Source organism: Bacillus sp. FSL K6-0993, from assembly GCF_037977205.1.
In the GTDB taxonomy this organism is placed as follows: domain Bacteria; phylum Bacillota; class Bacilli; order Bacillales; family Bacillaceae; genus Bacillus; species Bacillus subtilis.
Genome location: NZ_CP150275.1, coordinates 454,231 through 479,517 on the forward strand (window position 1 = coordinate 454,231; position 25,287 = coordinate 479,517).

Genomic DNA, 25,287 nt, shown 5'->3' on the forward strand with positions numbered 1-25,287 from the left:
ATCTATTACACATCCTGAAAATGCTCGACCGTCGGGAACGGGGTATAGAACTGATGAAGCAAGGCTTTCCACTCTTGATACTCTGAAGAACCGCGAAAGCCTTCCGTATGGTCCTCAAGTGTTTCCCACTCCACAAGAAGCAGATATTTATGCGTTTCCTCCATGCATTTTGATAACGAGTGAGTGATATAGCCCTTCATGCCGGAAATAATCGGCGCCGCTTGCCGGAATGCATCCTCAAACTCTTGTTCAAGGCCTTCTTTAATGTGAAGCATTGCTGCCTCTCTGACCATGCTATCCCTTCTTTCTGTCTTTTCAAATAGTCTACAGCAAACGATAGGAGATTTCTGCAAAATCGGTGAACTTTTCCTTCATTTTCAAAAAAATCTTGCACGCACCAATTCAATTAAGAGAAAATAACAAGTGGAAGGCAGGGGAAAGTCATGTTAAAAAAGTGTATTCTACTAGTATTTCTATGCGTCGGATTGATTGGGTTAATCGGATGCTCCAAAACAGATTCACCAGAGGATCGCATGGAAGCATTCGTGAAACAGTGGAACGATCAGCAATTCGATGACATGTATCAAAGCCTGACTAAAGATGTCAAAAAAGAAATCTCCAAAAAAGATTTCGTCAACAGGTATAAAGCCATCTATGAGCAGGCCGGCGTAAAAGATTTGAAAGTCACTGCGGGAGAAGTAGATAAGGACGATCAAGACAACAAGACGATGAAACATATCCCGTATAAAGTCAGCATGAACACAAATGCCGGCAAAGTCAGCTTCAAGAATACTGCTGTGCTGAAATTAGAAAAAACAGATGACGAGGAGTCATGGAATATAGATTGGGACCCATCGTTTATTTTCAAGCAGCTGGCTGACGACAAAACCGTGCAAATTATGAGCATTGAACCGAAACGAGGCCAAATTTACGATAAAAATAGAAAAGGTTTAGCTGTCAATACAGATGTTCCGGAAATTGGAATTGTTCCCGGAGAGCTTGGCGATAAAAAAGAGAAAGTTATAAAAGACCTCGCCAAAAAACTTGATTTGACTGAAGACGACATCAAGAAAAAGCTGAATCAAGGCTGGGTAAAAGACGATTCGTTTGTGCCGCTCAAAAAGGTCAAGCCTGACCAGGAGAAATTAGTTTCTGAAGCGACGTCATTACAAGGCGTAACAAGAACGAATGTCAGCTCCCGCTACTATCCGTATGGCGAAAAGACAGCCCATTTGACAGGCTATGTCCGCGCCATTACAGCGGAAGAACTGAAGAAAAAGAAAGAAGGAACGTACAGCGATACGTCTAACATCGGTATCGCCGGACTTGAAAATGTGTATGAAGACAAGCTAAGAGGCACAACTGGCTGGAAAATCTACGTGCCGCAAACCGGGGAAGTCATTGCTGAAAAGAAAGCAAAGGACGGCGAGGATCTTCACCTCACAATTGATATCAAAACGCAAACGAAGCTGTATGATGAACTGAAGGATGACAGCGGGGCGGCAGTCGCGCTGCAGCCGAAGACAGGCGAAACACTAGCCCTTGTCAGTGCGCCTTCCTACGATCCAAACGGATTTATTTTCGGCTGGAGCGATAAGGAATGGAAAAAGCTAAACAAAGATAAAAACAATCCGTTTTCAGCGAAATTCAATAAGACATACGCGCCAGGTTCTACCATTAAACCGATTGCGGCTGCTATTGGAATCAAAAACGGCACCCTTAAAGCCGATGAGAAGAAAACAATTAAAGGCAAGGAGTGGCAAAAAGATTCGAGCTGGGGCGGCTATTCAGTGACACGTGTGTCTGAGAGACTTCAACAAGTCGATTTGGAAAACGCCCTTATTACGTCAGACAATATTTATTTTGCCCAGAATGCGCTTGATATGGGAGCGGACACCTTCACAAAAGGCTTAAAAACATTCGGTTTTTCAGAGGACGTTCCGTATGAATTCCCGATCCAGAAATCGTCTATTGCAAATGACAAGCTTGATTCAGACATTTTGCTTGCGGATACAGGCTATGGACAAGGGCAAATGCAAATGTCTCCGCTTCACTTGGCAGCTGCTTACACGCCATTTGTTGACAATGGAGATCTTGTCAAACCGACGCTGATCAAAAAAGATTCACAAACAGCTGATGTTTGGCACAAGCAAGTGGTCACGAAGGAAGGAGCGGCAGACATTACAAAAGGTCTGAAAGGCGTTGTGGAAGATGAGCGCGGATCAGCGTATAAGCCTGTCGTGAAAGGAATCACAGTGGCTGGGAAAACAGGAACAGCCGAGCTGAAAACATCAAAAGATGATAAAGACGGCACGGAAAATGGCTGGTTTGTCGGCTACGATTACAAAAACAAAGACCTGCTTGTCGCCATGATGATCCAAAATGTGCAGGACCGCGGCGGCAGCCACTATGTCGTTGAGAAAGCGAAAAAGCAATTTCAATCGAATTAAAATGTCTTTTTAAAAGGAGCGAAAGGAAAAAGGGGATCTGAGGCCGAATGAACTAGTAAGGGGCAAAACCCGGTTTATACAAAGAAAAGAGGGATTTTGCATGCAGCGTATTCAATTGGCGGAGGATCTTCAATTTTCAAGAGTCATACACGGGCTTTGGCGGCTGAATGAATGGAACTATTCAGATGCTGAACTGCTTAGCCTCATTGAATGGTGTATCGATCACGGCATCACGACCTTTGATCATGCGGATATTTACGGAGGCTATACGTGCGAAAAGCTGTTTGGAAACGCCCTTGCCCTTTCGCCTGGATTAAGAGAAAACATAGAGCTGGTCACAAAATGCGGTATCGTTCTTGAATCGCCTGAACGGCCCGCTCACAGATCGCATCATTATAACACAAGCAAATCGCATATTTTGGCATCCGTTGAGCAATCGCTTATGAACTTAAGGACGGATTATATTGATGTGCTGTTGATTCACAGACCGGACCCGCTCATGGATCCGGAGGGGGTAGCAGAGGCGTTTCAGGCCTTGAAATGCTCTGGCAAGGTCAGGTACTTTGGCGTTTCAAATTTTAAAGATCACCAGTATCGGATGCTGGAATCGTATTTGCCTGAGAAGCTTGTGACCAACCAGATTGAGCTTTCCGCATACGAATTAGAAAATATGCTCGACGGCACTTTGAACCTGTGCCAGGAAAAACGGATTCCGCCGATGGCTTGGTCGCCTCTGGCAGGCGGCAAAGTATTCACTGGAAACACGGATAAAGACCGGCGTGTCCGCACGGCGCTTGAATCTGTCCAAGGGGAAATCGGCGCTGCTTCATTGGGCGAGGTCATGTACGCATGGCTGTTCACGCATCCGGCCGGCATCATGCCGATTGTCGGAAGCGGAAAGCGCGAGCGGATTTCCGCCGCGATAAATGCGTTGTCAGACAAGCTTGACCAGGATCAATGGTTCCGCATTTTTACAGCCGTACAGGGTTACGATATTCCATAAAAAGCATCAGCTTACCAGCTGATGCTTTTTCAATATTGTCACACCGCTTAGTGCCAAATTACCATTTATAAGTGATTGATTCTTTCTTGAAAGCGTTTTATATTAAAAGGAAACCTCTCTATATCCTCTACTGCATCTCCTTGCGACTTCATCCGCACATCAAGATTGTCTAGGAGGTCTTTTTTATGTATATGACTGCCAGAGAACAAAAGCTGTTAAAGCACTTATTATTACAAAACAGATATATAACCGTAACTGAGCTTGCTGAGCTGATGCAAGTCAGCACGAGAACCATTCACAGGGAACTCAAATCAATTAAACCGCTGATGGAAACCGTGGGGCTTACATTAGATAAACAGCCCGGTAAAGGGTTGAAAGCAGTGGGAAGTCCCGAGGATAAACAAAAGCTGCTTACTGATTTATCATATGAACAGCATGAATACAGCGCCGACGAACGGAAACTGCTCATTCTTTGTTCGTTATTAGAGTCTCAGGAGCCCGTCAAACTGTACACGCTTGCTCATGATCTCCAGGTGACGAATGCCACGGTCAGCTATGACTTAGATGAGCTCGAGAAGTGGATTTCTCCCTTCGGACTGACACTGATCCGCAAAAGAGGTTTTGGCATCCAGCTCATAGGACCGGAGAATGCGAAACGGAAAATTGTCGGCAACTTGATTGTGAACCGTCTCGACATCCAAATGTTTTTGGAAGCGGTTGAATTAAACATCAAAGGAAAAACCGATTCTTCAGAGAAAATGTTCGGTGTTGTCAGCAAAGGTGAGCTGCTAAAAATGGAGCGCATCTTATTTCAGCTCAAAGAAAAAATCGCTTTTTCATTGTCCGACAGCTCCTATATAGCGCTTGTCGTCCATCTGACGTATGCGATCGAACGAATTAAGCTTGGGGAAACCATCACCATGGAGGAAAATGAGCTTGAGGAACTGAAGAATGCGAAAGAATACAGTTCGGCTCTTGAAATCGCGGGCGAGCTTGAACGTGCCTTCGGCGTGACGATTCCAGAGGCGGAGGTCGGCTATATTACAATCCACCTTCGAAGCGCCAATCGAAAATACAAAACAGAATATAAAGCGCAGGAAATTGAGCTGGAAACAGCCCTGCAAACAAAGCGGCTCATTGCTTTTATTTCAGACAAAATCAGAATGGATCTGACGAAAAACTACTCTTTATATGAAGGCTTGATTGCCCATTTGGAGCCGGCCGTCAGCCGCATAAAAGAAAATATTGAGATATACAATCCGATGAAGGAACAGATCAAGCGCGATTATTTTCTGCTTTATATGGCGATCGAAGAAGGCGTCGAAAAGTATTTTCCGGGCATGTCCTTTTCTGATGATGAAATCGCTTTTATCGTTCTTCACTTTGGCTCGGCTCTTGAAATCAAAAAAGAAGAAGCAAAAGTGAAAGCGCTTGTCGTCTGCTCAAGCGGGATCGGCTCCTCGAAAATGCTTGCCTCCAGACTGAAAAAAGAGCTGCCGGAAATTGAATCGTTTGATATGTCATCCCTGATCGAGCTAAAGGGGAAGGATGTTCAAGCCTATGATATGATTGTGTCCACTGTACCGATTCCTTATGAAAACATTGATTACATCATGGTCAGCCCGCTATTAAATGAGGAAGACACAAACCAGGTCAAGCAGTATATCAAGCGGAAGATTCCCCTTATTCTTAACAAAAAAAGAAGCCCGAAGGAAGAGGCGCAGCAAGCTGATGTACCTGACATGCTAGAGGCGGCGGAAAGCATAGGGCGGTATATGGAGGTTATCCAAGATGTTCTGCGCCATTTTACGCTAGCTCCACTCAAAACAAACCCGGATCATAGCATGCTTCTGTTAGAGCTTTTTCAACAGCTGAAGAAGGATGGCCTGATCCGTGATCCGGAAAAAGCCGCGGTTTGCCTGGCTGAGCGGGAGAAACAAGGGGGATTGGGAATCCCCGGAACAAACATGGCGCTTTATCATCTCAAAAATGATGAAATCGTCCTGCCTTTTTTCAAAATGTTTGATCTCAGCACCTCCTATGAAGTGGATGGCATGGACGGAAATACCCTCAGGATGACACGCATCCTCGTCATGATGGCGCCTAGCTCATTATCTGCTGAAGGCTCGGAGATTTTAAGCGCGATCAGCTCGGCAATTATCGAGAGCGGAGAAAGCATGGCGGGGTTTCAGGAAGAAGGAGAACAAGAATTGTATCAGCGGTTAAACCGCATATTTTTCACATGGATGAAAGAAAAAAACATACTGTAAACCTGCATGGCACACGTCAAAAATTTGGCGTGTGTTTTTCTGTGGATGGGGAACAAAATAAGAAAATGTGGGACTATTTTATCATTCAGTATTGGAATAATTCCAAAATGAAATAGTTTTACAAGTTATCTTTTTTGGGTTAAAATGGGTGAGGTAAGGAAGAAAATCTAACAAATTATTGAAGATTCAAGAGAATATAGGAGATGACGATATGGAAACATTACAGCATCTGATTCTGCATGACATGCCGAATAGCGAAGAAATAGAGGCTGTAAAAAGCGGAGACCATACACTGACATATAAAGGTTACCGTAAACGGATTAATCAGCTGGCGAATGCCATGCTTCAAAAAGGAATTCAAAAGGGCGACCGTGTTGCATTGCTTTGCAAAAACGGCCATCCCGCATCAACTGTTATGTTCGCCGCACTTGAAATAGGTGCTGTTGTCGTACCTGTCAGCTGGCAGTTGAAACCATATGAAATGACAGGCATTTTAAAAGCAAGTGAACCGAAAGCGATGTTTTACGGAGCGGAGTTTAAAGAGACACTGGATGAAGTTCTTCCTGAATTGTCCTCACTGTGTGTAACAATGGAAACAGGAACAGCTTACGAAACATCTGCTGAATTTGAAGCGCTGTTTGCAGGTCCTGATCATTTGCCAGAGACGGAAATGGTTTCCCCTGATGATACAGCACTTCTGATGTTTACATCTGGAACAACGGGAAACCCGAAAAGATGCATGATTACACATGGCGGTATATACAGATACGTTAAAAAATCCAACAGCTCAATAGCACGCATGAAGGGCCTTCGTTTTCTCGCGTGCCATCCGATTTATCATACGAGTGCGCTCATTTGCATCATGCTTGGAACGTTTGCAGAAACAACCTTTGTGTTTACAAAGGATCAAGATCCTGTTCACATGCTGAAGGTCATTGAAGAAGAAAAAATTCAAACGGTGATGGCTCTTCCTGTGTTTTACACGTATTTGCTTGAAGCGTGGGAAACGCATCAAACCGACTTATCTTCGCTTGTGATTTTAATGACAGGCGGAACAAAAGTGCCGAGCAGCCTGATCCGCCGCTATCTTGATATCGGCATTCCGCTCGCGCACGGCTATGGAAGCACTGAGGCTTGGGGAATCAGCACATGGCTGCCTGAGATGGGAATGGATAAAGCGGCATCTGCGGGGAAACCTGTGGAAGGCGTTAAAGTTAAAGTGGAAGATCCTGTAACTGGAGAAGAGCTTCCTCAAGGAGAAATCGGCGAAATCGTTGTTCATACGCCATTCTTATTTAAAGGCTATGAAGACAACCCTGAAGCAACAGCGAAAGTGCTGCAAAACGGATGGTTTAGAACCGGAGATTCAGGATATGTAGATGAAGATGGCTTTATTTTCATCACGGGACGCTACAAGGATGTCATTATTTACGGAGGCGATAACGTCTATCCTGATCAGGTTGAAGAAGTTATCCAGCAGATCCCGGGAATCCTTGAAACGTCTGTGGTCGGTATTCCAGACCCGCTTTACGGTGAAAAACCGAAAGCTTTTATCGTGAAAAATGGCGGCCAGCGCATCACGGAAGAGGATGTCATCGCATTTTGTAAAGAACGCCTGTCCGCTTACAAAATACCTGAAGTTGAATTTGTTAACGAACTGCCGAAAAACAACCTTGGCAAGGTGAAAAAAGACGTCCTGCGCAATCAGGCTGTACATTCATAAAAGAAGAAGCCCGTCCACTTTATGTGGCGGGCTTCTTTGCACTTGCACAGACGGAAAGCTCAGGCTTAATGTTCTTAAATTGTATATCAATGTCTTCGAAGCCGGCTGCTTTAAAGTCAGCAATCATCTGTCTTCCAAATGATTTGGTTTTTTCAGGACTGGCATCCGCTTCCCGCGGCTGCATCGTAATGGCTGCTTTGCCGCCTGGCTTTAATGCCCGATAAATCTGTTTCATGCCTTTTGTTTGGTCATTCCAAATGGTGTAGTTGTTAACGGAAATCACTTTATCATAAAACGAGGCGGGGAGAGGAAATGTCTCGATGCTTCCTTGTATCAGGCGTACGCCCTTTGGTTTCACTCTGCGGGCGGCCAGCTTCAACATGGCCTCTGACACATCAATCCCATGAAGATGAATATCCTTCTCGCGTTTCAGCATCTGCTGCATGCAGTATCCTGGGCCAAACCCGACTTCTAAAATGCTGTCCCCGCGCGTGATACCCAACTGATTGATTGTCCACTGATTCAGTGTTTGATTTTCAGCAGCCATGATGTACCCGGCAATCATGCCGATGACGCCCTTTGGCCTGCTGAATCTTCTAGAAAGCATGTTAATCATTCAGCAACCAACCCCCTTTTTGAGTTAATTTCCTCCCAGCGTTCCATGTGAAACATTTTTCTGATAAAGCAATGCGAAGGTGCCAAGCCATGTTTATCCAAAGAGTGTGTGAGGTACACAACAAATAGACATGAAAACAAAGGAGGAGAATCATCATGGCAAATTATCCAAAAGAACTGCCGGCACAAACTCAAAGTCGCCAGCCGGGAATTGAAAGCGAAATGAATCCAAGTCCGGTGTATGAGTACGAGGATTATAAAGGGGCAGACAAATTAAAAGGAAAAGTAGCTCTTATTACAGGCGGCGACAGCGGGATCGGACGCGCGGTTTCCGTCGCTTACGCAAAGGAAGGCGCAGACATCGCCATTGTGTATAAGGATGAGCATGAAGACGCTGAGGAGACGAAGAAACGTGTTGAACAAGAGGGCGTAAAATGCCTGCTGATTGCTGGTGACGTAGGTGAAGAGGAATTCTGCAATGAAGCGGTTGAAAAAACAGTCAAGGAACTAGGCGGCCTTGATATCCTTGTCAACAATGCAGGTGAACAGCATCCGAAAGAAAGCATCAAAGAGATTACGAGCGAACAGCTTCACCGCACATTCAAAACAAACTTTTATTCTCAATTTTATTTGACTAAAAAAGCAATTGATTACCTGAAACCAGGCAGCGCCATCATCAATACGACATCCATCAACCCGTACGTAGGGAACCCGACACTGATTGATTATACAGCGACAAAAGGGGCGATCAACGCCTTTACAAGAACAATGGCGCAGGCGCTTGTCAAAGACGGCATCCGTGTAAATGCAGTCGCGCCGGGTCCAATCTGGACGCCACTGATCCCAGCTACGTTCCCTGAAGAAACAGTTGCTCAATTTGGGCAAGATACGCCGATGGGCCGTCCTGGACAGCCTGTTGAGCACGTCGGCTGTTATGTGCTTCTGGCATCAGATGAGTCCTCTTACATGACAGGACAGACCCTGCATGTCAACGGCGGAAACTTTGTGACGACATAAGAGGGAGTGAACATATGGGCATCACGAAAGAAGAAGTGAACAGCTACTATCAAAAAGCAGGGATTGTATTAACGGACGAGGAAGTAGACCAAATCCAGCTGATGGATTACGGCTTAGGAAAAGAAAGAAAAGTCGGGCTCCAGCTCTTCGTCTACGTCAATACAGACCGTTATTGCTCAAAGGAATTGGTGCTGTTTCCGGGACAGACTTGCCCGGAACACCGACATCCGCCGGTCGACGGCCAGGAAGGCAAGCAGGAGACCTTCCGCTGCCGCTACGGAAAAGTGTATCTTTACGTAGAAGGAGAAAAAACGCCGCTTCCAAAAGTTCTCCCTCCTCAGGAAGACAGAGAACACTATACGGTCTGGCACGAAATTGAGCTAGAACCGGGCGGGCAATACACGATTCCACCAAACACAAAGCATTGGTTCCAGGCCGGGGAAGAAGGTGCTGTCGTGACGGAAATGTCATCGACGAGCACGGATAAACATGATATCTTTACCGATCCAAGAATATAAGGATGGGCTTAAACAGCCCATCCTTTTTTTGTATTGAAAAAAACAGAATCATCGCTATAATGGGTAAAAAAGGAAAGAGGGCGAGGCAATGTTCACTTGCAAGGTAAATGAGCACATCACCATCCGATTATTGGAGCCGAATGATGCGGAGCGGCTTGCCGAACTCATTATCCAAAATCAGCAGCGGCTCAGCCAGTGGCTGTTTTTTGCGGAAAATCCAAGCAGCGCTGAAACGTATAGAGAAACACTCATTCCAGATTGGCGGCGGCAATATGCCGACCTGAATGGCATCGAAGCGGGGCTCCTTTATGACGGCAGCCTATGCGGCATGATCGGGCTGCATAACCTTGATCAAGTGAATCAAAAGGCGGAAATCGGATATTGGATTGCCAAAGAATTTGAAGGTCAAGGCATTATTACAGCTGCCTGCCGAAAACTCGTTACGTATGCTTTTGAAGAGCTTGGGCTGAATCGTGTGGCAATCTGTGCGGCAGTCGGAAACAAAAAAAGCAGAGCGATTCCGGAGCGGCTCGGGTTTCTAGAGGAAGGAAGGGCACGGGATGGCTTATACGTAAACGGCAGGCATCACGACCTCGTCTACTACAGTCTGTTAAAGCGTGAATGGGAAGGCGAAAAATAAAGAGCACACTTTCTTGTTTAAATCTTCCCCGGATGTGGAAAAGTAACAGCGGAGACGTTAAAAAGGAGTGATTCGAGATGAATCAGCAAGACATTAAACAAAAAGTGCTTGATGTTCTAGATCACCATAAAGTAGGTTCGCTCGCAACAGTTCAAAAGGGCAAACCGCATTCCCGCTACATGACTTTTTTCCATGACGGGCTGACGATTTACACACCGACAAGCAAGGAAACTCATAAAGCAGAAGAAATTGAGAACAACCCCAATGTCCACATTTTATTAGGCTATGATTGTGAAGGTTTTGGCGACGCATATGTCGAAGTTGCCGGAAAAGCCAAAATCAACAATTCGGCAGAACTCAAGGACAAAATATGGAGTTCCAAATTAGAGCGCTGGTTTGACGGCAAGGATGATCCGAATCTGGTGATTCTTGAAATTGAACCGGAGGATATCAGATTAATGAATGCCGGGGAGAAAACACCGGTCTCACTCGAACTATAAAAAATTTGTGTTTTCAGGGGCAATATGTTATTATGAATAGCTAGTAAGAAAAATAAGCAAATAAAAAAGAAAGTAAACTTCTTTTTTCTGTTTTGAGAGAGAAGCTTACCGCTTCCCAAGCAGCATAACCAGCTGCCCTTATTCTTTTCCTTCATAACAAATCGCCCCTAACGATGAGATGGAAAAAAGACTTTTTTGTTTTACAATTCACACCGGCGCGGCTTCGGAGCCGCAGTGACGATTGAGAGGTAGGGCTTTCGTTGTCTTGTGTTCAAGAAATTTCCATGGTGTTTACTTTCCAGAATGATTCTTCGGAACAATGCTTTATGAATCTAACCCGCCTGACTTGGCGGATGATATAATCTTTATTTGCGTATAGAAAAGAATAAGACAAACCGCCCGGCGTACGCCGGACGGTTTTTTTATTGCAAAAAACACATCGTACTGAAACCTCCTTGTCTTCTTTCTAGTCTTATCTCTAGGATGAAATTGGAGGAAGAATAACGTGCATGTCATTACAACACAAGTACTTTTTATTTTTTGTTTTTTATTGCTGATTCACTCGATAGAAACCTTAGCCTATGCTACAAGGCTTTCCGGGGCCCGCGTTGGATTTATTGCGTCCGCGCTTTCTCTGTTTAATGTCATGGTCATCGTATCCAGAATGTCGAACATGGTGCAGCAGCCCTTTACCGGGCATTTAATTGATGATGCTGGAAAAAACGCACTGGCGATTGTAGGGGAGCAGTTCCGCTTTTTAATTTTCGGATCGACAGTCGGCACCATTTTGGGCATTATCCTGCTCCCGTCTTTTGTCGCTCTTTTTTCACGGGCGATTATTCACTTGGCGGGCGGCGGCGGCTCCGTTTTTCAAGTTTTCCGAAAGGGATTCTCGAAACAAGGATTCAAAAATGCCCTTTCCTATTTGCGTCTGCCGTCTATTTCATATGTAAAAGGATTTCATATGCGCTTGATTCCGAAGCGTTTGTTTGTCATCAACATGCTGATTACATCGATTTATACAATTGGCGTGCTTTCGGCTTTATACGCAGGCCTTCTGGCGCCGGAGCGCAGTACGACAGCCGTCATGGCTTCGGGTTTGATCAACGGAATTGCGACGATGCTGCTGGCCATTTTTGTTGATCCTAAAGTATCCGTTCTAGCTGATGATGTGGCAAAAGGAAAACGAAGCTATATCTATTTAAAATGGACCTCTGTCACAATGGTCACATCAAGGGTGGCGGGCACACTCCTCGCCCAGCTCATGTTTATTCCAGGGGCCTACTATATCGCTTGGCTGACAAAGTGGTTTTAATAAAAAAGGCTGGATCATAAAAATCCAGCCTTTTTTGCGTTCCCTTATTTATATTTCCTTAATCCGCGGTCGTACAAAAAATTTCCGAATGGGACGAAAGCGGCGACGAAGCCGGCAGCTGACCATTTCAGCGGCCATTTGACAGAGAAGGTTGCATAAGCCAAGACAAGCAAATACAAAATGAACAACCCGCCATGAACCGAACCGACAATTGTCACCGCAAGCGGAAGGCCTGCCCAATATTTAAGCGGCATAGCGATGAACAACAGGATTAAGAGTGACATTCCTTCAATAAAACCCATCGTGCGAAGTCTTCCGATCGGCGTGTGCAGCATAAATCGCCCTCCTTGTGGACACGTTTTCATTTTATACTATAAACAATCCGGAGGGGCATATGACAGCTTTCAAAAAATGTTCGGAAAACATTCATTTTTACATGCCTTTTCTAGGGAACTGTACTTGTCATTTACAAAAATACCCGAGATAATGTGTACAAAATCAAAAAAGAAGGATGTTGAAATGAAACTTGACCAGATTGATCTGAATATCATTGAGGAGCTGAAGAAGGACAGCCGTTTGTCGATGAGGGAATTAGGCAGAAAAATTAAACTGTCGCCTCCATCTGTAACAGAACGGGTAAGACAGCTTGAATCGTTTGGCATCATCAAGCAATACACGCTGGAGGTCGACCAGAAAAAACTTGGGCTTCCTGTTTCCTGCATTGTGGAAGCAACCGTTAAAAACGCGGATTATGAGCGGTTCAAAAGCTATATTCAAACATTGCCGAATATTGAATTTTGCTACCGGATTGCGGGTGCAGCCTGCTATATGCTGAAAATCAATGCCGAAAGCCTCGAAGCGGTAGAAGATTTCATTAACAAAACATCGCCCTACGCGCAAACCGTCACTCACGTCATTTTCTCAGAAATTGACACGAAAAACGGGCGCGGTTAGAGAGTGCCGCGTGAAGTCTGTTATAATAACAGGATGAGTGTGAAAGAAAGAGAAGTGATCAAGCATGTCAAAAACAGTTGTATTAGCTGAAAAACCTTCAGTCGGCCGGGATTTAGCCCGAGTGCTGAAGTGCCATAAAAAAGGAAACGGTTATCTCGAAGGCGATCAATATATTGTGACCTGGGCTTTAGGCCATTTGGTGACGCTTGCTGATCCGGAAGGCTACGGAAAAGAATTTCAATCTTGGCGCTTAGAGGATCTGCCGATTATCCCAGAACCCTTGAAGCTTGTGGTGATAAAAAAAACCGGAAAGCAGTTCAATGCAGTCAAATCCCAGCTTACCCGTAAAGACGTCAATCAGATTGTCATCGCGACTGACGCAGGCCGGGAAGGTGAGCTTGTTGCGCGCTGGATCATTGAGAAAGCGAATGTCCGAAAACCAATCAAGCGGCTGTGGATTTCATCAGTGACGGATAAAGCGATCAAGGAAGGTTTTCAAAAGCTGCGCAGCGGCAAAGAATATGAAAACCTGTACCATTCTGCCGTCGCCAGAGCGGAAGCGGATTGGATTGTGGGGATCAATGCCACCCGTGCACTTACCACAAAATTCAATGCCCAGCTCTCATGCGGGCGTGTGCAGACTCCGACGCTTGCCATGATTGCAAAGCGCGAGGCAGACATTCAAGCGTTTACTCCCGTTCCATATTACGGCATCCGTGCTGCAGTCGACGGCATGACGCTGACGTGGCAGGATAAGAAATCAAAGCAGACGAGAACGTTCAATCAAGATGTAACAAGCCGTTTGCTAAAAAATCTCCAAGGAAAGCAAGCGGTCGTAGCTGAGCTGAAAAAAACAGCGAAAAAAAGCTTTGCGCCTGCGCTTTATGATTTAACGGAGCTGCAGCGTGACGCCCACAAGCGCTTCGGTTTTTCTGCTAAAGAAACGCTTTCTGTACTGCAGAAGCTATATGAGCAGCATAAGCTTGTCACATATCCGCGGACGGACTCTAGATTTTTATCCAGTGACATCGTCCCGACGTTAAAAGACCGTCTGGAAGGCATGGAAGTAAAACCGTATGCCCAATATGTCAGCCAAATTAAAAAACGCGGCATTAAATCTCATAAAGGATATGTCAATGACGCGAAGGTGTCAGACCACCACGCGATTATCCCGACCGAAGAGCCGCTCGTTCTCAGCAGTCTGAGTGATAAAGAACGAAAGCTGTATGACCTGATTGCGAAACGTTTCCTGGCTGTATTAATGCCTGCATTCGAATATGAGGAAACAAAGGTCATCGCAGAAATCGGCGGAGAAACCTTTACGGCGAAAGGCAAAACCGTGCAGTCGCAAGGGTGGAAAGCCGTTTATGATATGGCGGATGAGGATGATGAGCAGGAGGATGACAGAGATCAGACACTTCCTGCGCTTCAAAAAGGCGACACACTTGCCGTCCGCACGTTAACGGAAACAAGCGGCCAAACGAAGCCGCCTTCCCGCTTTAATGAAGGGACCTTGCTGTCAGCGATGGAAAACCCAAGCGCATTTATGCAGGGAGAAGAAAAAGGCCTCGTCAAAACGCTTGGAGAAACAGGCGGCCTCGGCACGGTGGCAACGCGTGCCGACATTATTGAAAAACTGTTCAACAGCTTTTTAATCGAGAAAAAAAACCAAGATATTTTTATCACTTCTAAAGGAAAACAGCTCCTGCAGCTTGTTCCGGAGGATCTGAAATCACCGGCCTTAACAGCAGAATGGGAGCAAAAGCTGTCTGCGATTGCGGCCGGCAAATTGAAATCGGCTGTTTTTATTAAAGATATGAAGGCTTACGCTCACCAAACGGTAAAAGAAATCAAAAACAGCAGCCAAACCTTCCGACATGACAACATCACGGGAACGGCATGTCCGGAATGCGGCAAAATGATGCTGAAAGTAAACGGCAAACGCGGGACGATGCTCGTGTGCCAAGATCGTGAATGCGGAAGCAGAAAAACGATTGCACGAAAAACAAACGCACGCTGCCCGAATTGCCATAAAAGAATGGAGCTTCGCGGCCAAGGCGAGGGCCAAACCTTTGCGTGTGTGTGCGGTCACCGTGAGAAGCTCTCTGTATTTGAAAAACGAAAAAACAAAGACAAAGCGCGTGCTACCAAACGGGACGTATCCTCTTATATGAAAAAACAAAATAAAGATGAGCCGATTAACAATGCGCTGGCAGAACAGCTGAAAAAACTCGGTTTGGATAAATAATAGAAAAACCTGTGCTTATCGCACAGGTTTTTCTATTGGACTTAGGTCCTGTTTTCTTAATGTTCAAAAAGGGGAAAAAAGCTAGCAATCTGCATTTTTTTCTTTTATAGTAAATGTACTTTGTAACATGGCAGTCATATTTTCGTCTATAACTATTTGTGAGCGTCTGATTTGCTTCAGGCGACAAAGGGGGATTTGCCTGTGAGGCATGTACTAATTGCTGTCATCTTATTCTTCTTATCTATCGGACTTTCCGCAGGGTGTGCTGAAGCTGGATACAAGATCCAAAATCAGTCGGCGACAGAAGTGAATGCCAGCCCGCTCCAGCCGGCGGAATATTTCATTTATCACAATTTAATGAATGACAAAGGGCTGATCAAAACCGATTTTTCAGACCAGCCTTCTTACTTGTCGGAATCTCTCGGCCTGTGGATGGAGTTTCTGCTCAGCAAAAATGACGCACCGCATTTCCAGGATCAATATCAGCATCTGACTGATTCATTTCTGATGAGCAATCACTTGGTGACGTGGAAGATTCAAAATGGCCAAGCGAGCGGGACGAATGCGCTGATAGATGATATGAGAATTATGCTGTCTCTTGACCAAGCCGCCGCAAAATGGGGCCGCAGCGACTACGCGCAAACGGCTAGGGATATCGGCACGTCTTTGAAGACATACAATATGAACAACGGGTTTTTTACAGACTTTTACGACTCACAGGCCGCTTCAAAGGATGTGACAATTTCATACGTCATGCCTGATGCCTTAGCTGTCTTAAAGAAGAATGGAATCATAGACGAAGAAACAGAACAGCGGAATGCCAATGTTCTCTATTCAGCTCCTTTAAAAAATGGCTTTCTGCCGAAGACATACAGCTCGGAGACGAAGGAATACACATATGATAGTGAAATCAACCTGATTGATCAGCTTTATGCTGCTTGGCATTTGCCGGAAGGGGATGAAAAAGCATCTGTTTTAGCGGACTGGATCAAGCAGGAATTTCAGAAAAACGGAAAGCTGTACGGGCGGTATTCGGCAGATACCAAGGAGCCTGCCGTCCAATATGAGTCTCCATCCGTATATGCATTAGCCGCATTGTTTTTGACAAAACAGCATGAAAACAGTTATGTCATCAAAGCCATATATGACAGAATGAATGACTTTGAAATTCATGATCCGGTGAAATCGTATTATGGAGGCTATATGAGCGGCACTCAGACGCATTCATTTGACAATCTGCTGCCGCTGTTAGCCGAAAGGAAGCTTTTTAATGAAAATATCATTCAGTGAATCACAAAAATTATTTGCTTATTTTTCAGGGCTCATCGCGGCCCTGTCTTTGTTTATTTATTATGTGCCAGCCCAGCAATCAGAAGGTGCTCTGATCCTTTGCATCACATTTGTCGTCATCGCCGCAGGCATCTGGTTCGGCCCGATTTATGCGCTGGCAGTGACCTTAATCGTACTCTTTGTTCTCGGCACCTTAATGATGTTTTTCCAGACTGGACAGACATCGCTTTTTCCGGCTGAGGAAGGGCTGCGAATGCTTGTCGTGTGGGGAATCGCGCTTTTGCTGTTTTCTTTTATTTCTGGAAGAATCCACGATATTACAGCAGAGCTTCGACTCTCAATGACACGGCTTCAATCCGAAATTAAAAGCTTTGTTGCTGTTGACAGAGTGACCGGTTTTGATAACAAGCAAAGGATGAAGCTGGAGCTTTCAGAAGAAATCAAGCGGGCGGAGCGATACGGCAATTCTTTTGTGTTTTTGCTGCTCCATATGCATTATTTCAAAGAGTTTAAGTCTTTGTACGGTGAAAAAGAAACGGACCGCCTCTTCCAATATGTCAGTCAGCAAATCAGGACAAGCGTTCGGGAAACGGATAAGAAATTCCGTCCCTCTGACGAGCGTATCGGGATCGTGCTGACGCACACGTCTGCTGAACATATGCCGGCAGTTCTGACTAAGCTGAAGAAACAATTGGATACATATCAGTTGGAGAATGGAAAGTATGTGTCGCTTACGTTCCACGTTTGCTATTTGCCCTACCGCAACGATATCAAAACAGCTGATCAATTTTTAGAAGAACTGGAAAACGAGATGATGATGAATGAACTATAAAGGGATCACATTGCTATGCGTCATGATGCTTCTATTTTCAGCTATTGCGTCTTTTCCCGTTTCTGCGCAAGCGAAAGATCAAGATGCCGGCATTCTCATCATCTATTCAACCTTGGATGGCAAAGAGTCGTCACAAGTCAAAATGCTCGATTTGCTTGCGGGCCACTTTACATCCCATGTGACAGTCAAAAAAGATTCAGACGTTGAAGCGTCGGATTTCAAAGGGAAAGACCATGTGATTTATTACGGCCAAACGAAAAGAAAGCTCAGCAAAAAACTGCTGTCTCTTATCAGCGGCGTAAAAAAACCGGTTGTCGCCATTGGCTATAACGCAGGCCAAATCAGCCAATTTTCCGGGCTTTCATTAGCCCGCAAAGAAAATGTGTTTCAGGTTCACAGCAGGTCGGAAAAGGCCGATGTGTCTCTGGAAAGCGGGCTTAACGTGCTGAGTGTATCAGGCCTGAAAGGAACGGCGCTTTACACCTTCAAAGCCGATGACGGCACAACGCATTCTTTTATATGGAAAACAAAAAAAGGGAATGTGTACATTGGATTAACAAATTTGTTAAATGGCAATTTGATCGTGGCGAAACAGCTCAGAGAAGCTTTCGGAGAGAAGGCGGGGACGACGTTATTGTATTTGCGTCTCGAGGATATCAGCCCGATGTCTGATGAAAAATTGCTGCTTCAGGCCGGTACATACCTGCATAAGCGGCATATTCCTTTTATCATGGCGGTCATTCCGGTTTACTTGAATCCGGAAACAGGCGACAAAGTGTATTTGTCTGATCAACCGAAGATGGTCAAGGTGCTGAAAAAGCTGCAAAGCATGGGCGGCAGTATCATTGTTCACGGCTATACTCACGCTTATCGCTACAGTGAAACAGGAGAGGGCTTTGAATTTTGGGATGCAAAGGCGGATCAGCCGATTACATCCGGAAATGCCGAAGACCCCCCGTCTATTTTGGAGAAAGAACAGGACTTCCCGAACGAACAAGCCTATCACAGCTATCTCGAACCATTTCGGGAAAAGGAAGAAACGTATACAAAACAAAAACTGACGCGTGCCATTGAGGATTTGACATCATCGGGTCTTTACCCGCTGGCGTTTGAAGCGCCGCATTACACGATGTCCGATTATGGCTATCAAATCGCCTCGCAGTATTTTACAAGCATTTTCGGCCAGGTCCAGCTCAGCAGCACAACATGGAAAACATCCGGTGCACCTCCGTTTGTGACTGCTCCTTCGATATTGCACGGAATGACGCTTTATCCGGAAACGATCGGCTTTGTCGACACATCAAAGCAAAACCCGCTCGGTGAGATGGAGGAGCACATCTCCCAGATGATTGATTTTGAAGGCGGAGTAGCCGGTGGATTTTATCACCCGTACCTTGGGATGAAATATCTGCCGGAGCTCGTTGATCAGATGGAACGCATTCCAGACAGTGAATGGCTTGATTTAAAGAAAACGAAACAAACCGTCAAAACAGACAAAGTGGAAATTCATACAAGCGGTGACGGAACGATTCAGGTGAAAAACGGCGTAAGCGCCATTGATGAGTTTTTCGATCATCACCGGCAAACCTCTCTTGAAAAGGCGTTATGGATTCTCTCCGCTGTTGTGCTCTTATTTGTCATCATGTTTGTCAGTTATACGTTTTACTTGAGAGCCACATTGAAAAAACGAATTTTTAAGGAGAGAAGAAGCCTTGGGTAATACGCTGTTCTTTATCTCGCTAAGTTTAATATGGGTGATGCTTCTCTACCACATGTTCCTCATGCAGGGCGGGTTCCGCCACTATATGACCTTCGAACGGAATATCCCGAAGTGGAGAGAAAACATGAAGGAATTGCCGAAGGTCAGCGTCCTCATCCCGGCGCATAACGAAGAGGTTGTGATTCGGCAGACGCTGAAGGCCATGGTCAACCTTTATTATCCGAAGGACCGGCTGGAGATTATCGTCGTTAACGATAATTCATCAGACCGGACGGGTGATATCGTCAATGAATTTTCCGAGAAATACGATTTCATCAAAATGGTGATTACGAAGCCGCCAAATGCAGGAAAAGGAAAATCCTCTGCACTTAACTCAGGTTTTGCCGAATCAAACGGCGATGTGATCTGCGTGTATGACGCCGACAACACGCCTGAGAAAATGGCCGTGTATTACCTCGTGCTCGGCCTGATGAATGACGAAAAGGCAGGCGCCGTGGTAGGGAAATTCCGCGTCATCAATGCAGCGAAGACGCTGCTGACGAGGTTTATTAATATCGAAACGATCTGTTTTCAGTGGATGGCCCAGGGAGGCAGATGGAAGTGGTTCAAAATCGCCACGATCCCAGGCACCAACTTCGCGATCCGCAGAAGCATTATCGAAAAGCTCGGAGGCTGGGATGACAAAGCGCTCGCTGAGGACACTGAACTGACCATCCGGGTGTATAATCTCGGCTATCACATCCGCTTTTTCCCTGCCGCCATCACGTGGGAGCAGGAACCGGAAACATGGAAGGTATGGTGGCGCCAGCGCACCCGATGGGCGCGCGGCAATCAATATGTCGTGCTCAAATTTTTGGCGCAGTTTTTTAAGCTGAAACGAAAACGGATTATCTTTGATTTGTTTTATTTTTTCTTTACGTACTTCCTGTTTTTCTTTGGCGTGATCATGTCGAATACGATTTTTGTTGTGAATTTGTTTTATGATTTGCATTTATCGGTTGGATTTTTGGCAATGATTCTCTGGATTTTGGCATTTTTCTTATTTATGACAGAGGTCATGATTACGTTGAGCATTGAAAAAACAGAAATGAACAAGCAAAACTTTTTTATCGTATTTCTCATGTACTTCACATACTCGCAGGCATGGATTGTGCTTGTTATCTACTCTTTATTCGTAGAAATCAAGCACCGTTTATTCAAGCAAGAGGTCAAATGGTACAAGACAGAACGATACAATCAACATAAAAGCGGGTGACCTTTTTGAAACAAATAATGATTTTTCTCACAAGCTTCATGCTGCTGGTGATGACTGGACAAACGGCTCTTGCCAAAGACGTACAGGTCAGCGGTTCGCTCCTCGGGAAAAGCAGCCAAGAACAAGCCAAACAGCAGGTGCTGACAAGCGAGCTGATTACACTGTATGGATCAAAAGACAGCGCAGAGCTGACGTATCAGATCCCGGCAGGCGCCTCTTCGGGCAATCAGCAATTGGTAATCGAATACGAGGCATCAAATCTTTTAATTTCTCCATCATCGTTAACGGCTGTCATTGATGATGAACCGGTCAAGACGTTAAAGCTTGATGGTGATTCCAAACGGAAAACAGTGAAGCTGAATCTGAATAAAAGCCAGTCTGCGCAAGGCTATCACAACGTATCGCTGAAATTCTACGGCGTAATGAAAGAGGGCGTGTGCGTCAGACAGGATACATCAGGCAACTGGATCAAAATTTATCCGGACAGCCGGCTGACACTTGCTGACAGCAGTGAAGCGAAGGGAACGTCGCTGGACCATTATCCGTATCCTTTCGCCCAATCTGGAAATACAGCGGAAGAAACAGCCATCGTCATTCCGGATGACCCAAGTTCGGCAGAAATAGAAGCTGCTGTTAAAACAGAAGGCTATTTGAAAACGGTGGACAGCAGTGTCAGTATTGCGTATGTCACGGAATCTGAACTGAAAAAAATCGATAAGCCGACGATTGTTATCGGTGTGGACAAGCATTGGAACGGCAAAGTGAAAAAACTGTTGAAACAAGCCGGGCTACAGGCAAAAGGAGAAAACCTTCTGCTTGCGGAGCGGGTGCTGAAAGCAGAGGGCAAACAGCAGCCGGTTCTGTTTGCGCAAGCGGCGTCCGAGGACGCGCTCACTAAAAAAATCAGCGTGATGACAGATCAGACATATACAGGCCAACTCAGCGGCGATACACTTTCAATCAGCAAGCTTCAGCAGACTGAAAAAAAAGAAAGCGATAAGCTGACCCTTGAGAATTTTGGAGCGGGCGATATCACAATTGGAGCCGACAAAACATCTTCAGCACATTATTTTTATCCGGCTTCGGCTGTTTTAGATGAAAACCAATCGGCGAAGCTGTCGCTTAAACTGAAAAAGTCTGAAACGATTCAAGCCTCAACGGCTGAAAACGAGTCAGCCTCTCAGGCCGCAGAACTGAAAGTGATGATCAACGGCCAGCCGCACTCGGTCCGACTTGATGAATTAGGAAAAGAAGATAAAAACGGATTCTATCATGTCACAGTGAAAGTGGACCCTAAGCTGCTGCAAAAAAACCGCTACATTGATATTCAGTTCGTCACGACCGGTTTAAAGGAAAACAACCCTTGCAACACCACTGATGAAGAAAAGTGGGTTTTTATCGATAAAAACAGTACATTATCATACGCCATCAAAGGCATGTCTCCGTCAGCGGATTTTCAAGAGTGGCCGCTGCCTTACGCCGGAAACCAGGATCAAACAACGTTAATCGTGCTTCCTGACACCGTAAGCCAATCGAAGCTAGAGGAGCTTTCTCTCGTAACGGAATCCTTTGGCAGCGAAGCACAGCATTCATATACGGTAAAGAAATCATCTGACGTTACAGCAAAGGATGCGAAAGGACGAAACCTCATTTTCATAGGGGGGATCAATCAATTTTCTCTTCTGAAGGAGAAATCATCAGATCTGCTTGTGCCGCAGGAAAAGAACGGCTCGTTTGATGTATCTGGTTTCGAGATGCTGAATGAGACGACAAAACAAGTGGTATTTACCCAAGCATCGGTTTGGGATTCACGCTATACAATGGCTGTCTTTGCACCGTCAAAAGGAGATGGCACGGCTGTCACAAAAGAGATCATCAGTTATCTGAACAGCAACGATGAGTCGGCAACCGTCCTTAATGAAACAAATAGCCAGCAGGTGTTTACAAACCACCAGCAGCTCAAATCGGAAACAAACAGTTCCGACGCAGAACAATCAACACAGGATCATAGCCAGAAATGGATGTATATTGGTGTGCTGGCACTCATTATGGTGATTGCGGCAGTATTCATTTGGATTGCTGTAAGACGCAGAAAAAGAAAGACAGATACAGAATAAAACAGAGGCGATTTTAGCCTCTGTTTTTTTATTTTTGGTAAGTAAATTCCATTTGTGGAACCTGTCATTTTATTTTTTTCTCTCAGCCAATAAGCCTCTTTACAACGTGCGGGAACGGGAGTATGATCTCTTTTAGAAAACAAATCGCTTAATCTGAAATCAGAGCGGGGGACCCAATAGAACGGCTTTTTGCCGTTGGGGTGAATCCTTTTTAGGTAGGGCTAACTCTCATATGCCCGAATCCGTCAGCTAACCTCGTAAGCGTTCGTGAGAGGAGATGAATGAAACCTGTGTTCGATGTTATGGCACAGGGGCATCCGTTTGCCTCTGTGTTTTTTGTTGTTCATTTTTGAATGCAAATCGCATACAGAGACATCATAGCAGAAAGGACTATCATCAACATGTGAGAGCAAGACACTGATGTTTTATTGTTTTAATTGAAAAATGAGAAATTAAAAGGGGAAGACATCGATGTATCATTCAATCAAACGTTTTTTGATTGGGAAACCACTAAAATCCCAAGCAGCTGGAGAGCAAAAACTGACGAAATTAAAAGCCTTGGCTATGCTTTCCTCAGATGCGCTGTCATCTGTCGCATATGGGACAGAACAAATTCTAATCATTTTGGCAACAATCAGTGCTGCCGCATTTTGGTACTCCATTCCGATTGCGGTTGGCGTTCTCATCTTGCTGCTCGCACTGATTCTTTCATACAGGCAAATTATTTACGCTTATCCGCAGGGCGGCGGGGCGTATGTCGTTTCTAAAGAAAATCTCGGTGAAAAACCGGGATTGATTGCGGGCGGTTCATTGCTTGTTGATTATATTTTAACAGTAGCGGTAAGTATTTCCGCAGGCACGGACGCCATCACGTCAGCCTTTCCTGCATTGCATGATTATCATGTACCGATCGCTATTTTTCTCGTGTTAGTGATTATGATTTTGAACCTGCGCGGGCTTTCGGAATCGGCATCCATACTTGCCTACCCGGTTTATCTGTTTGTGGTGGCGCTTTTGGTTCTCATTGCAGTCGGGTTGTTTAAACTCATGACAGGACAAATAGACCAGCCAGCCCATCATACACCGCTCGGCACACCTGTAGCCGGCATTACGCTGTTTTTGCTGCTTAAGGCTTTTTCCTCCGGCTGCTCAGCATTGACCGGGGTTGAGGCCATTTCTAACGCGATTCCTGCATTCAAAAACCCGCCTGCGCGAAACGCGGCAAGAACGCTTGCGATGATGGGGATTTTGCTGGCGATTCTGTTTTCCGGCATCACGGTGCTCGCGTACGGGTATGGTACGGCGCCGAAGCCTGATGAAACAGTGGTTTCACAAATTGCGTCCGAAACCTTCGGGCGGAATGTGTTCTACTATGTCATCCAAGGTGTCACATCGCTTATTTTGGTTCTTGCGGCAAATACGGGATTTTCAGCCTTCCCGCAGCTTGCCTTCAACCTGGCGAGAGACCAGTATATGCCGCGAATGTTTACAGTCAGGGGCGACCGCTTAGGCTTCTCAAATGGGATTATCTTTTTAGGCTTTGCCTCCATTGTTCTCATTATCTTATTCGGAGGACAGACGGAGCACTTAATCCCGTTATATGCTGTGGGCGTATTTATTCCATTTACGCTTTCACAAACCGGCATGTGCATGAAATGGATCAAGCAAAAACCAAAAGGCTGGATCGGAAAAATGCTGATCAACTCCTGCGGCGCTCTGATATCGTTTATGGTTCTATCCATTCTGTTTGTGACGAAGTTTAATGTCGTATGGCCTGTGTTAATCTTTATGCCTATCGTCGTTTTGCTGTTTTTTGCGATTAAAAATCACTATACAGCAGTTGGCGAACAGCTTCGCATCGTAGACAAAGAGCCGGAAGAAATCAAAGGCACCGTTGTGATTGTGCCTGTGGCTGGTGTCACCACCGTCGTGCAAAAATCGATTCACTATGCGAAATCACTGTCCGATCAGGTGATCGCCGTTCACGTGTCATTTGACAGAGAACAGGAAAAGAAATTCGAAAAACGCTGGGAAGAGCTTAATAACGGCGTGCGTCTCGTGACGCTTCACTCCTCTTACAGAAGCCTTGTCCATCCGTTTGATAAGTTTTTGGAAACAGTTGAGGCAAAAGCGAAGAAGGAGCAGTTTTCCGTTATGGTGCTGTTTCCGCAATTTATAACGAAAAAACGCTGGCACACCATCCTTCACAACCAATCGGCCTTCCTCCTCAGAGTCCGGCTGTTCTGGAAAAAGGACATAATGGTTGCCACACTGCCGTATCACTTTAAAAAGTAAAGCTCTAGGACCAAGGGAATCACCTTGGTCCTTTTTTGTTGGAAAAGGAGGTATGGCGGTGTATACACAAGGTGCTTTTGTGATCGTACTGAACGAAAGTCAGCAAATTCTGCTGGTGAAACGAAAAGATGTCCCTCTATGGGATTTGCCGGGCGGCAGGGTTGATCCCGGGGAATCGGCTGAGGAAGCGGCAGTGCGGGAGGTATTGGAAGAAACGGGATACAATGCAGCGCTTTCTGCGAAAATAGGTGTTTACCTAAGGCCAAAGTTTCAAGATGAACAGCATGTGTTTTTCGGAAGCATAACAGGCGGACAAGCAATGGCTAACGGCACAGAGACAGCGGGATTAAAGTGGGTTTCTCCGGGGCGTTTGCCGCTTTTTATGGTGCCGAACCGAAAAAGGCAGATCAATGATTTCAAAAACGGCGCTCAAGATGTAAATGTCACCGTCAAGAATAGCGGGTTGCTCGCGGCGATCGACCTGTTGAAAAGAAGACTGGGCAAGCGATAAAGGTCTCCGGGTTT

At 45.4% G+C, this 25,287-nt stretch carries 21 protein-coding genes and 1 riboswitch; of the genes, 18 read left to right on the forward strand and 3 right to left on the reverse strand.

Translation table 11 applies throughout. The features are described from left to right. Positions 1-5 precede the first annotated feature (5 nt). On the reverse strand, positions 6-293 hold the full coding sequence (locus tag MHH79_RS02340; RefSeq protein ID WP_063336072.1) for an antibiotic biosynthesis monooxygenase: 288 nt from the start codon (positions 291-293) through the stop codon (positions 6-8). A gap of 150 nt (positions 294-443) precedes the next feature. Between MHH79_RS02340 and pbpC the strand changes: the two genes are divergently transcribed. The 4 genes from pbpC to MHH79_RS02360 all read left to right on the forward strand — a co-directional run bounded on the left by pbpC (position 444) and on the right by MHH79_RS02360 (position 7,446). Next, complete coding sequence (gene pbpC / locus MHH79_RS02345; RefSeq protein ID WP_251218005.1) at positions 444-2,450, forward strand: penicillin-binding protein 3; 2,007 nt, start codon at positions 444-446, stop codon at positions 2,448-2,450. A 100-nt stretch (positions 2,451-2,550) separates the two neighbouring features. Then, positions 2,551-3,453 carry an aldo/keto reductase family oxidoreductase gene (locus tag MHH79_RS02350; protein WP_063336074.1) on the forward strand — a complete coding sequence of 301 codons (903 nt, stop codon included), beginning with the start codon at positions 2,551-2,553 and terminating at the stop codon, positions 3,451-3,453. A gap of 185 nt (positions 3,454-3,638) precedes the next feature. Beyond that, complete coding sequence (mtlR, locus tag MHH79_RS02355) at positions 3,639-5,723, forward strand: mannitol operon transcriptional activator MtlR (protein ID WP_063336075.1); 2,085 nt, start codon at positions 3,639-3,641, stop codon at positions 5,721-5,723. Positions 5,724-5,934: 211 nt separating this feature from the next. Beyond that, positions 5,935-7,446, forward strand: coding sequence for a class I adenylate-forming enzyme family protein (locus MHH79_RS02360; RefSeq protein ID WP_340034969.1), 1,512 nt, complete (start codon positions 5,935-5,937; stop codon positions 7,444-7,446). A 19-nt stretch (positions 7,447-7,465) separates the two neighbouring features. Here the strand turns inward: MHH79_RS02360 and MHH79_RS02365 are convergent, their stop codons facing one another. Beyond that, entirely contained in the window at positions 7,466-8,062 is a 597-nt protein-coding gene (locus tag MHH79_RS02365) for a class I SAM-dependent methyltransferase (protein ID WP_340034970.1), read from the reverse strand. Positions 8,063-8,217: 155 nt separating this feature from the next. Here MHH79_RS02365 and MHH79_RS02370 point away from each other — a divergent pair, with 155 nt between their 5' ends. The 5 genes from MHH79_RS02370 to amj all read left to right on the forward strand — a co-directional run bounded on the left by MHH79_RS02370 (position 8,218) and on the right by amj (position 12,051). Then, positions 8,218-9,078, forward strand: a complete 861-nt coding sequence (locus MHH79_RS02370; protein ID WP_042977133.1) for an SDR family oxidoreductase — start codon at positions 8,218-8,220, stop codon at positions 9,076-9,078. 14 nt (positions 9,079-9,092) lie between these two features. Further along, positions 9,093-9,596 (forward strand): D-lyxose ketol-isomerase, encoded by a 504-nt coding sequence (gene lyxE / locus MHH79_RS02375; protein ID WP_003234400.1) that lies wholly within the window; start codon positions 9,093-9,095, stop codon positions 9,594-9,596. An 88-nt stretch (positions 9,597-9,684) separates the two neighbouring features. Continuing rightward, positions 9,685-10,236: a GNAT family protein gene (locus tag MHH79_RS02380; protein WP_047182111.1), complete on the forward strand. Its 552-nt coding sequence runs from the start codon at positions 9,685-9,687 to the stop codon at positions 10,234-10,236. Between the two features lie 77 nt (positions 10,237-10,313). Next, positions 10,314-10,736, forward strand: a complete 423-nt coding sequence (locus MHH79_RS02385; protein WP_003234396.1) for a pyridoxamine 5'-phosphate oxidase family protein — start codon at positions 10,314-10,316, stop codon at positions 10,734-10,736. 505 nt (positions 10,737-11,241) lie between these two features. Beyond that, complete coding sequence (amj, locus tag MHH79_RS02390) at positions 11,242-12,051, forward strand: lipid II flippase Amj (RefSeq protein WP_003234394.1); 810 nt, start codon at positions 11,242-11,244, stop codon at positions 12,049-12,051. A 44-nt stretch (positions 12,052-12,095) separates the two neighbouring features. Here the strand turns inward: amj and MHH79_RS02395 are convergent, their stop codons facing one another. Then, on the reverse strand, positions 12,096-12,386 hold the full coding sequence (locus tag MHH79_RS02395) for a DUF3817 domain-containing protein (RefSeq protein WP_015252794.1): 291 nt from the start codon (positions 12,384-12,386) through the stop codon (positions 12,096-12,098). Positions 12,387-12,570: 184 nt separating this feature from the next. Between MHH79_RS02395 and lrpC the strand changes: the two genes are divergently transcribed. The 9 genes from lrpC to mutT all read left to right on the forward strand — a co-directional run bounded on the left by lrpC (position 12,571) and on the right by mutT (position 25,273). After that, positions 12,571-13,005 carry a transcriptional regulator LrpC gene (gene lrpC / locus MHH79_RS02400; protein WP_003246585.1) on the forward strand — a complete coding sequence of 145 codons (435 nt, stop codon included), beginning with the start codon at positions 12,571-12,573 and terminating at the stop codon, positions 13,003-13,005. A gap of 64 nt (positions 13,006-13,069) precedes the next feature. Next, positions 13,070-15,253, forward strand: coding sequence for a DNA topoisomerase III (locus MHH79_RS02405; RefSeq protein ID WP_047182112.1), 2,184 nt, complete (start codon positions 13,070-13,072; stop codon positions 15,251-15,253). Between the two features lie 201 nt (positions 15,254-15,454). Continuing rightward, the gene (locus tag MHH79_RS02410; protein WP_340034971.1) at positions 15,455-16,543 is read left to right on the forward strand and encodes a lipoprotein YdaJ; all 1,089 of its coding nucleotides are present in this window, start codon (positions 15,455-15,457) and stop codon (positions 16,541-16,543) included. Further along, positions 16,524-17,375 (forward strand): cyclic-di-GMP receptor EpsK, encoded by an 852-nt coding sequence (gene epsK / locus MHH79_RS02415; RefSeq protein ID WP_340034972.1) that lies wholly within the window; start codon positions 16,524-16,526, stop codon positions 17,373-17,375. The genes MHH79_RS02410 and epsK overlap by 20 nt, the downstream gene beginning before the upstream one ends. 10 nt (positions 17,376-17,385) lie before the next feature. Then, a complete protein-coding gene (locus tag MHH79_RS02420) occupies positions 17,386-19,095 on the forward strand; it encodes a DUF2334 domain-containing protein (RefSeq protein ID WP_340035148.1) in 1,710 nt (569 codons plus the stop codon). Then, entirely contained in the window at positions 19,088-20,350 is a 1,263-nt protein-coding gene (locus MHH79_RS02425) for a glycosyltransferase family 2 protein (RefSeq protein WP_014475851.1), read from the forward strand. The genes MHH79_RS02420 and MHH79_RS02425 overlap by 8 nt, the downstream gene beginning before the upstream one ends. Positions 20,351-20,355: 5 nt before the next feature. Beyond that, entirely contained in the window at positions 20,356-22,467 is a 2,112-nt protein-coding gene (locus tag MHH79_RS02430) for a cellulose biosynthesis cyclic di-GMP-binding regulatory protein BcsB (protein ID WP_174616548.1), read from the forward strand. Between the two features lie 135 nt (positions 22,468-22,602). After that, positions 22,603-22,746, forward strand: a riboswitch (cyclic di-AMP (ydaO/yuaA leader). Positions 22,747-22,938: 192 nt separating this feature from the next. Continuing rightward, positions 22,939-24,762: a potassium transporter KimA gene (gene kimA, locus MHH79_RS02435; protein WP_003234374.1), complete on the forward strand. Its 1,824-nt coding sequence runs from the start codon at positions 22,939-22,941 to the stop codon at positions 24,760-24,762. A gap of 58 nt (positions 24,763-24,820) precedes the next feature. Continuing rightward, positions 24,821-25,273 carry an 8-oxo-dGTP diphosphatase MutT gene (gene mutT / locus MHH79_RS02440; RefSeq protein ID WP_063336084.1) on the forward strand — a complete coding sequence of 151 codons (453 nt, stop codon included), beginning with the start codon at positions 24,821-24,823 and terminating at the stop codon, positions 25,271-25,273. The last annotated feature ends 14 nt before the right edge of the window (positions 25,274-25,287 follow it).

Coding starts and splice junctions, on each gene's coding strand:
- MHH79_RS02340 (WP_063336072.1), bottom strand. CDS start 293: ATGGTCAGAGAGGCAGCAATGCTTCACATTAAAGAAGGCCTTGAACAA.
- pbpC (WP_251218005.1), top strand. CDS start 444: ATGTTAAAAAAGTGTATTCTACTAGTATTTCTATGCGTCGGATTGATT.
- MHH79_RS02350 (WP_063336074.1), top strand. CDS start 2,551: ATGCAGCGTATTCAATTGGCGGAGGATCTTCAATTTTCAAGAGTCATA.
- mtlR (WP_063336075.1), top strand. CDS start 3,639: ATGTATATGACTGCCAGAGAACAAAAGCTGTTAAAGCACTTATTATTA.
- MHH79_RS02360 (WP_340034969.1), top strand. CDS start 5,935: ATGGAAACATTACAGCATCTGATTCTGCATGACATGCCGAATAGCGAA.
- MHH79_RS02365 (WP_340034970.1), bottom strand. CDS start 8,062: ATGATTAACATGCTTTCTAGAAGATTCAGCAGGCCAAAGGGCGTCATC.
- MHH79_RS02370 (WP_042977133.1), top strand. CDS start 8,218: ATGGCAAATTATCCAAAAGAACTGCCGGCACAAACTCAAAGTCGCCAG.
- lyxE (WP_003234400.1), top strand. CDS start 9,093: ATGGGCATCACGAAAGAAGAAGTGAACAGCTACTATCAAAAAGCAGGG.
- MHH79_RS02380 (WP_047182111.1), top strand. CDS start 9,685: ATGTTCACTTGCAAGGTAAATGAGCACATCACCATCCGATTATTGGAG.
- MHH79_RS02385 (WP_003234396.1), top strand. CDS start 10,314: ATGAATCAGCAAGACATTAAACAAAAAGTGCTTGATGTTCTAGATCAC.
- MHH79_RS02395 (WP_015252794.1), bottom strand. CDS start 12,386: ATGCTGCACACGCCGATCGGAAGACTTCGCACGATGGGTTTTATTGAA.
- lrpC (WP_003246585.1), top strand. CDS start 12,571: ATGAAACTTGACCAGATTGATCTGAATATCATTGAGGAGCTGAAGAAG.
- MHH79_RS02405 (WP_047182112.1), top strand. CDS start 13,070: ATGTCAAAAACAGTTGTATTAGCTGAAAAACCTTCAGTCGGCCGGGAT.
- epsK (WP_340034972.1), top strand. CDS start 16,524: ATGAAAATATCATTCAGTGAATCACAAAAATTATTTGCTTATTTTTCA.
- kimA (WP_003234374.1), top strand. CDS start 22,939: ATGTATCATTCAATCAAACGTTTTTTGATTGGGAAACCACTAAAATCC.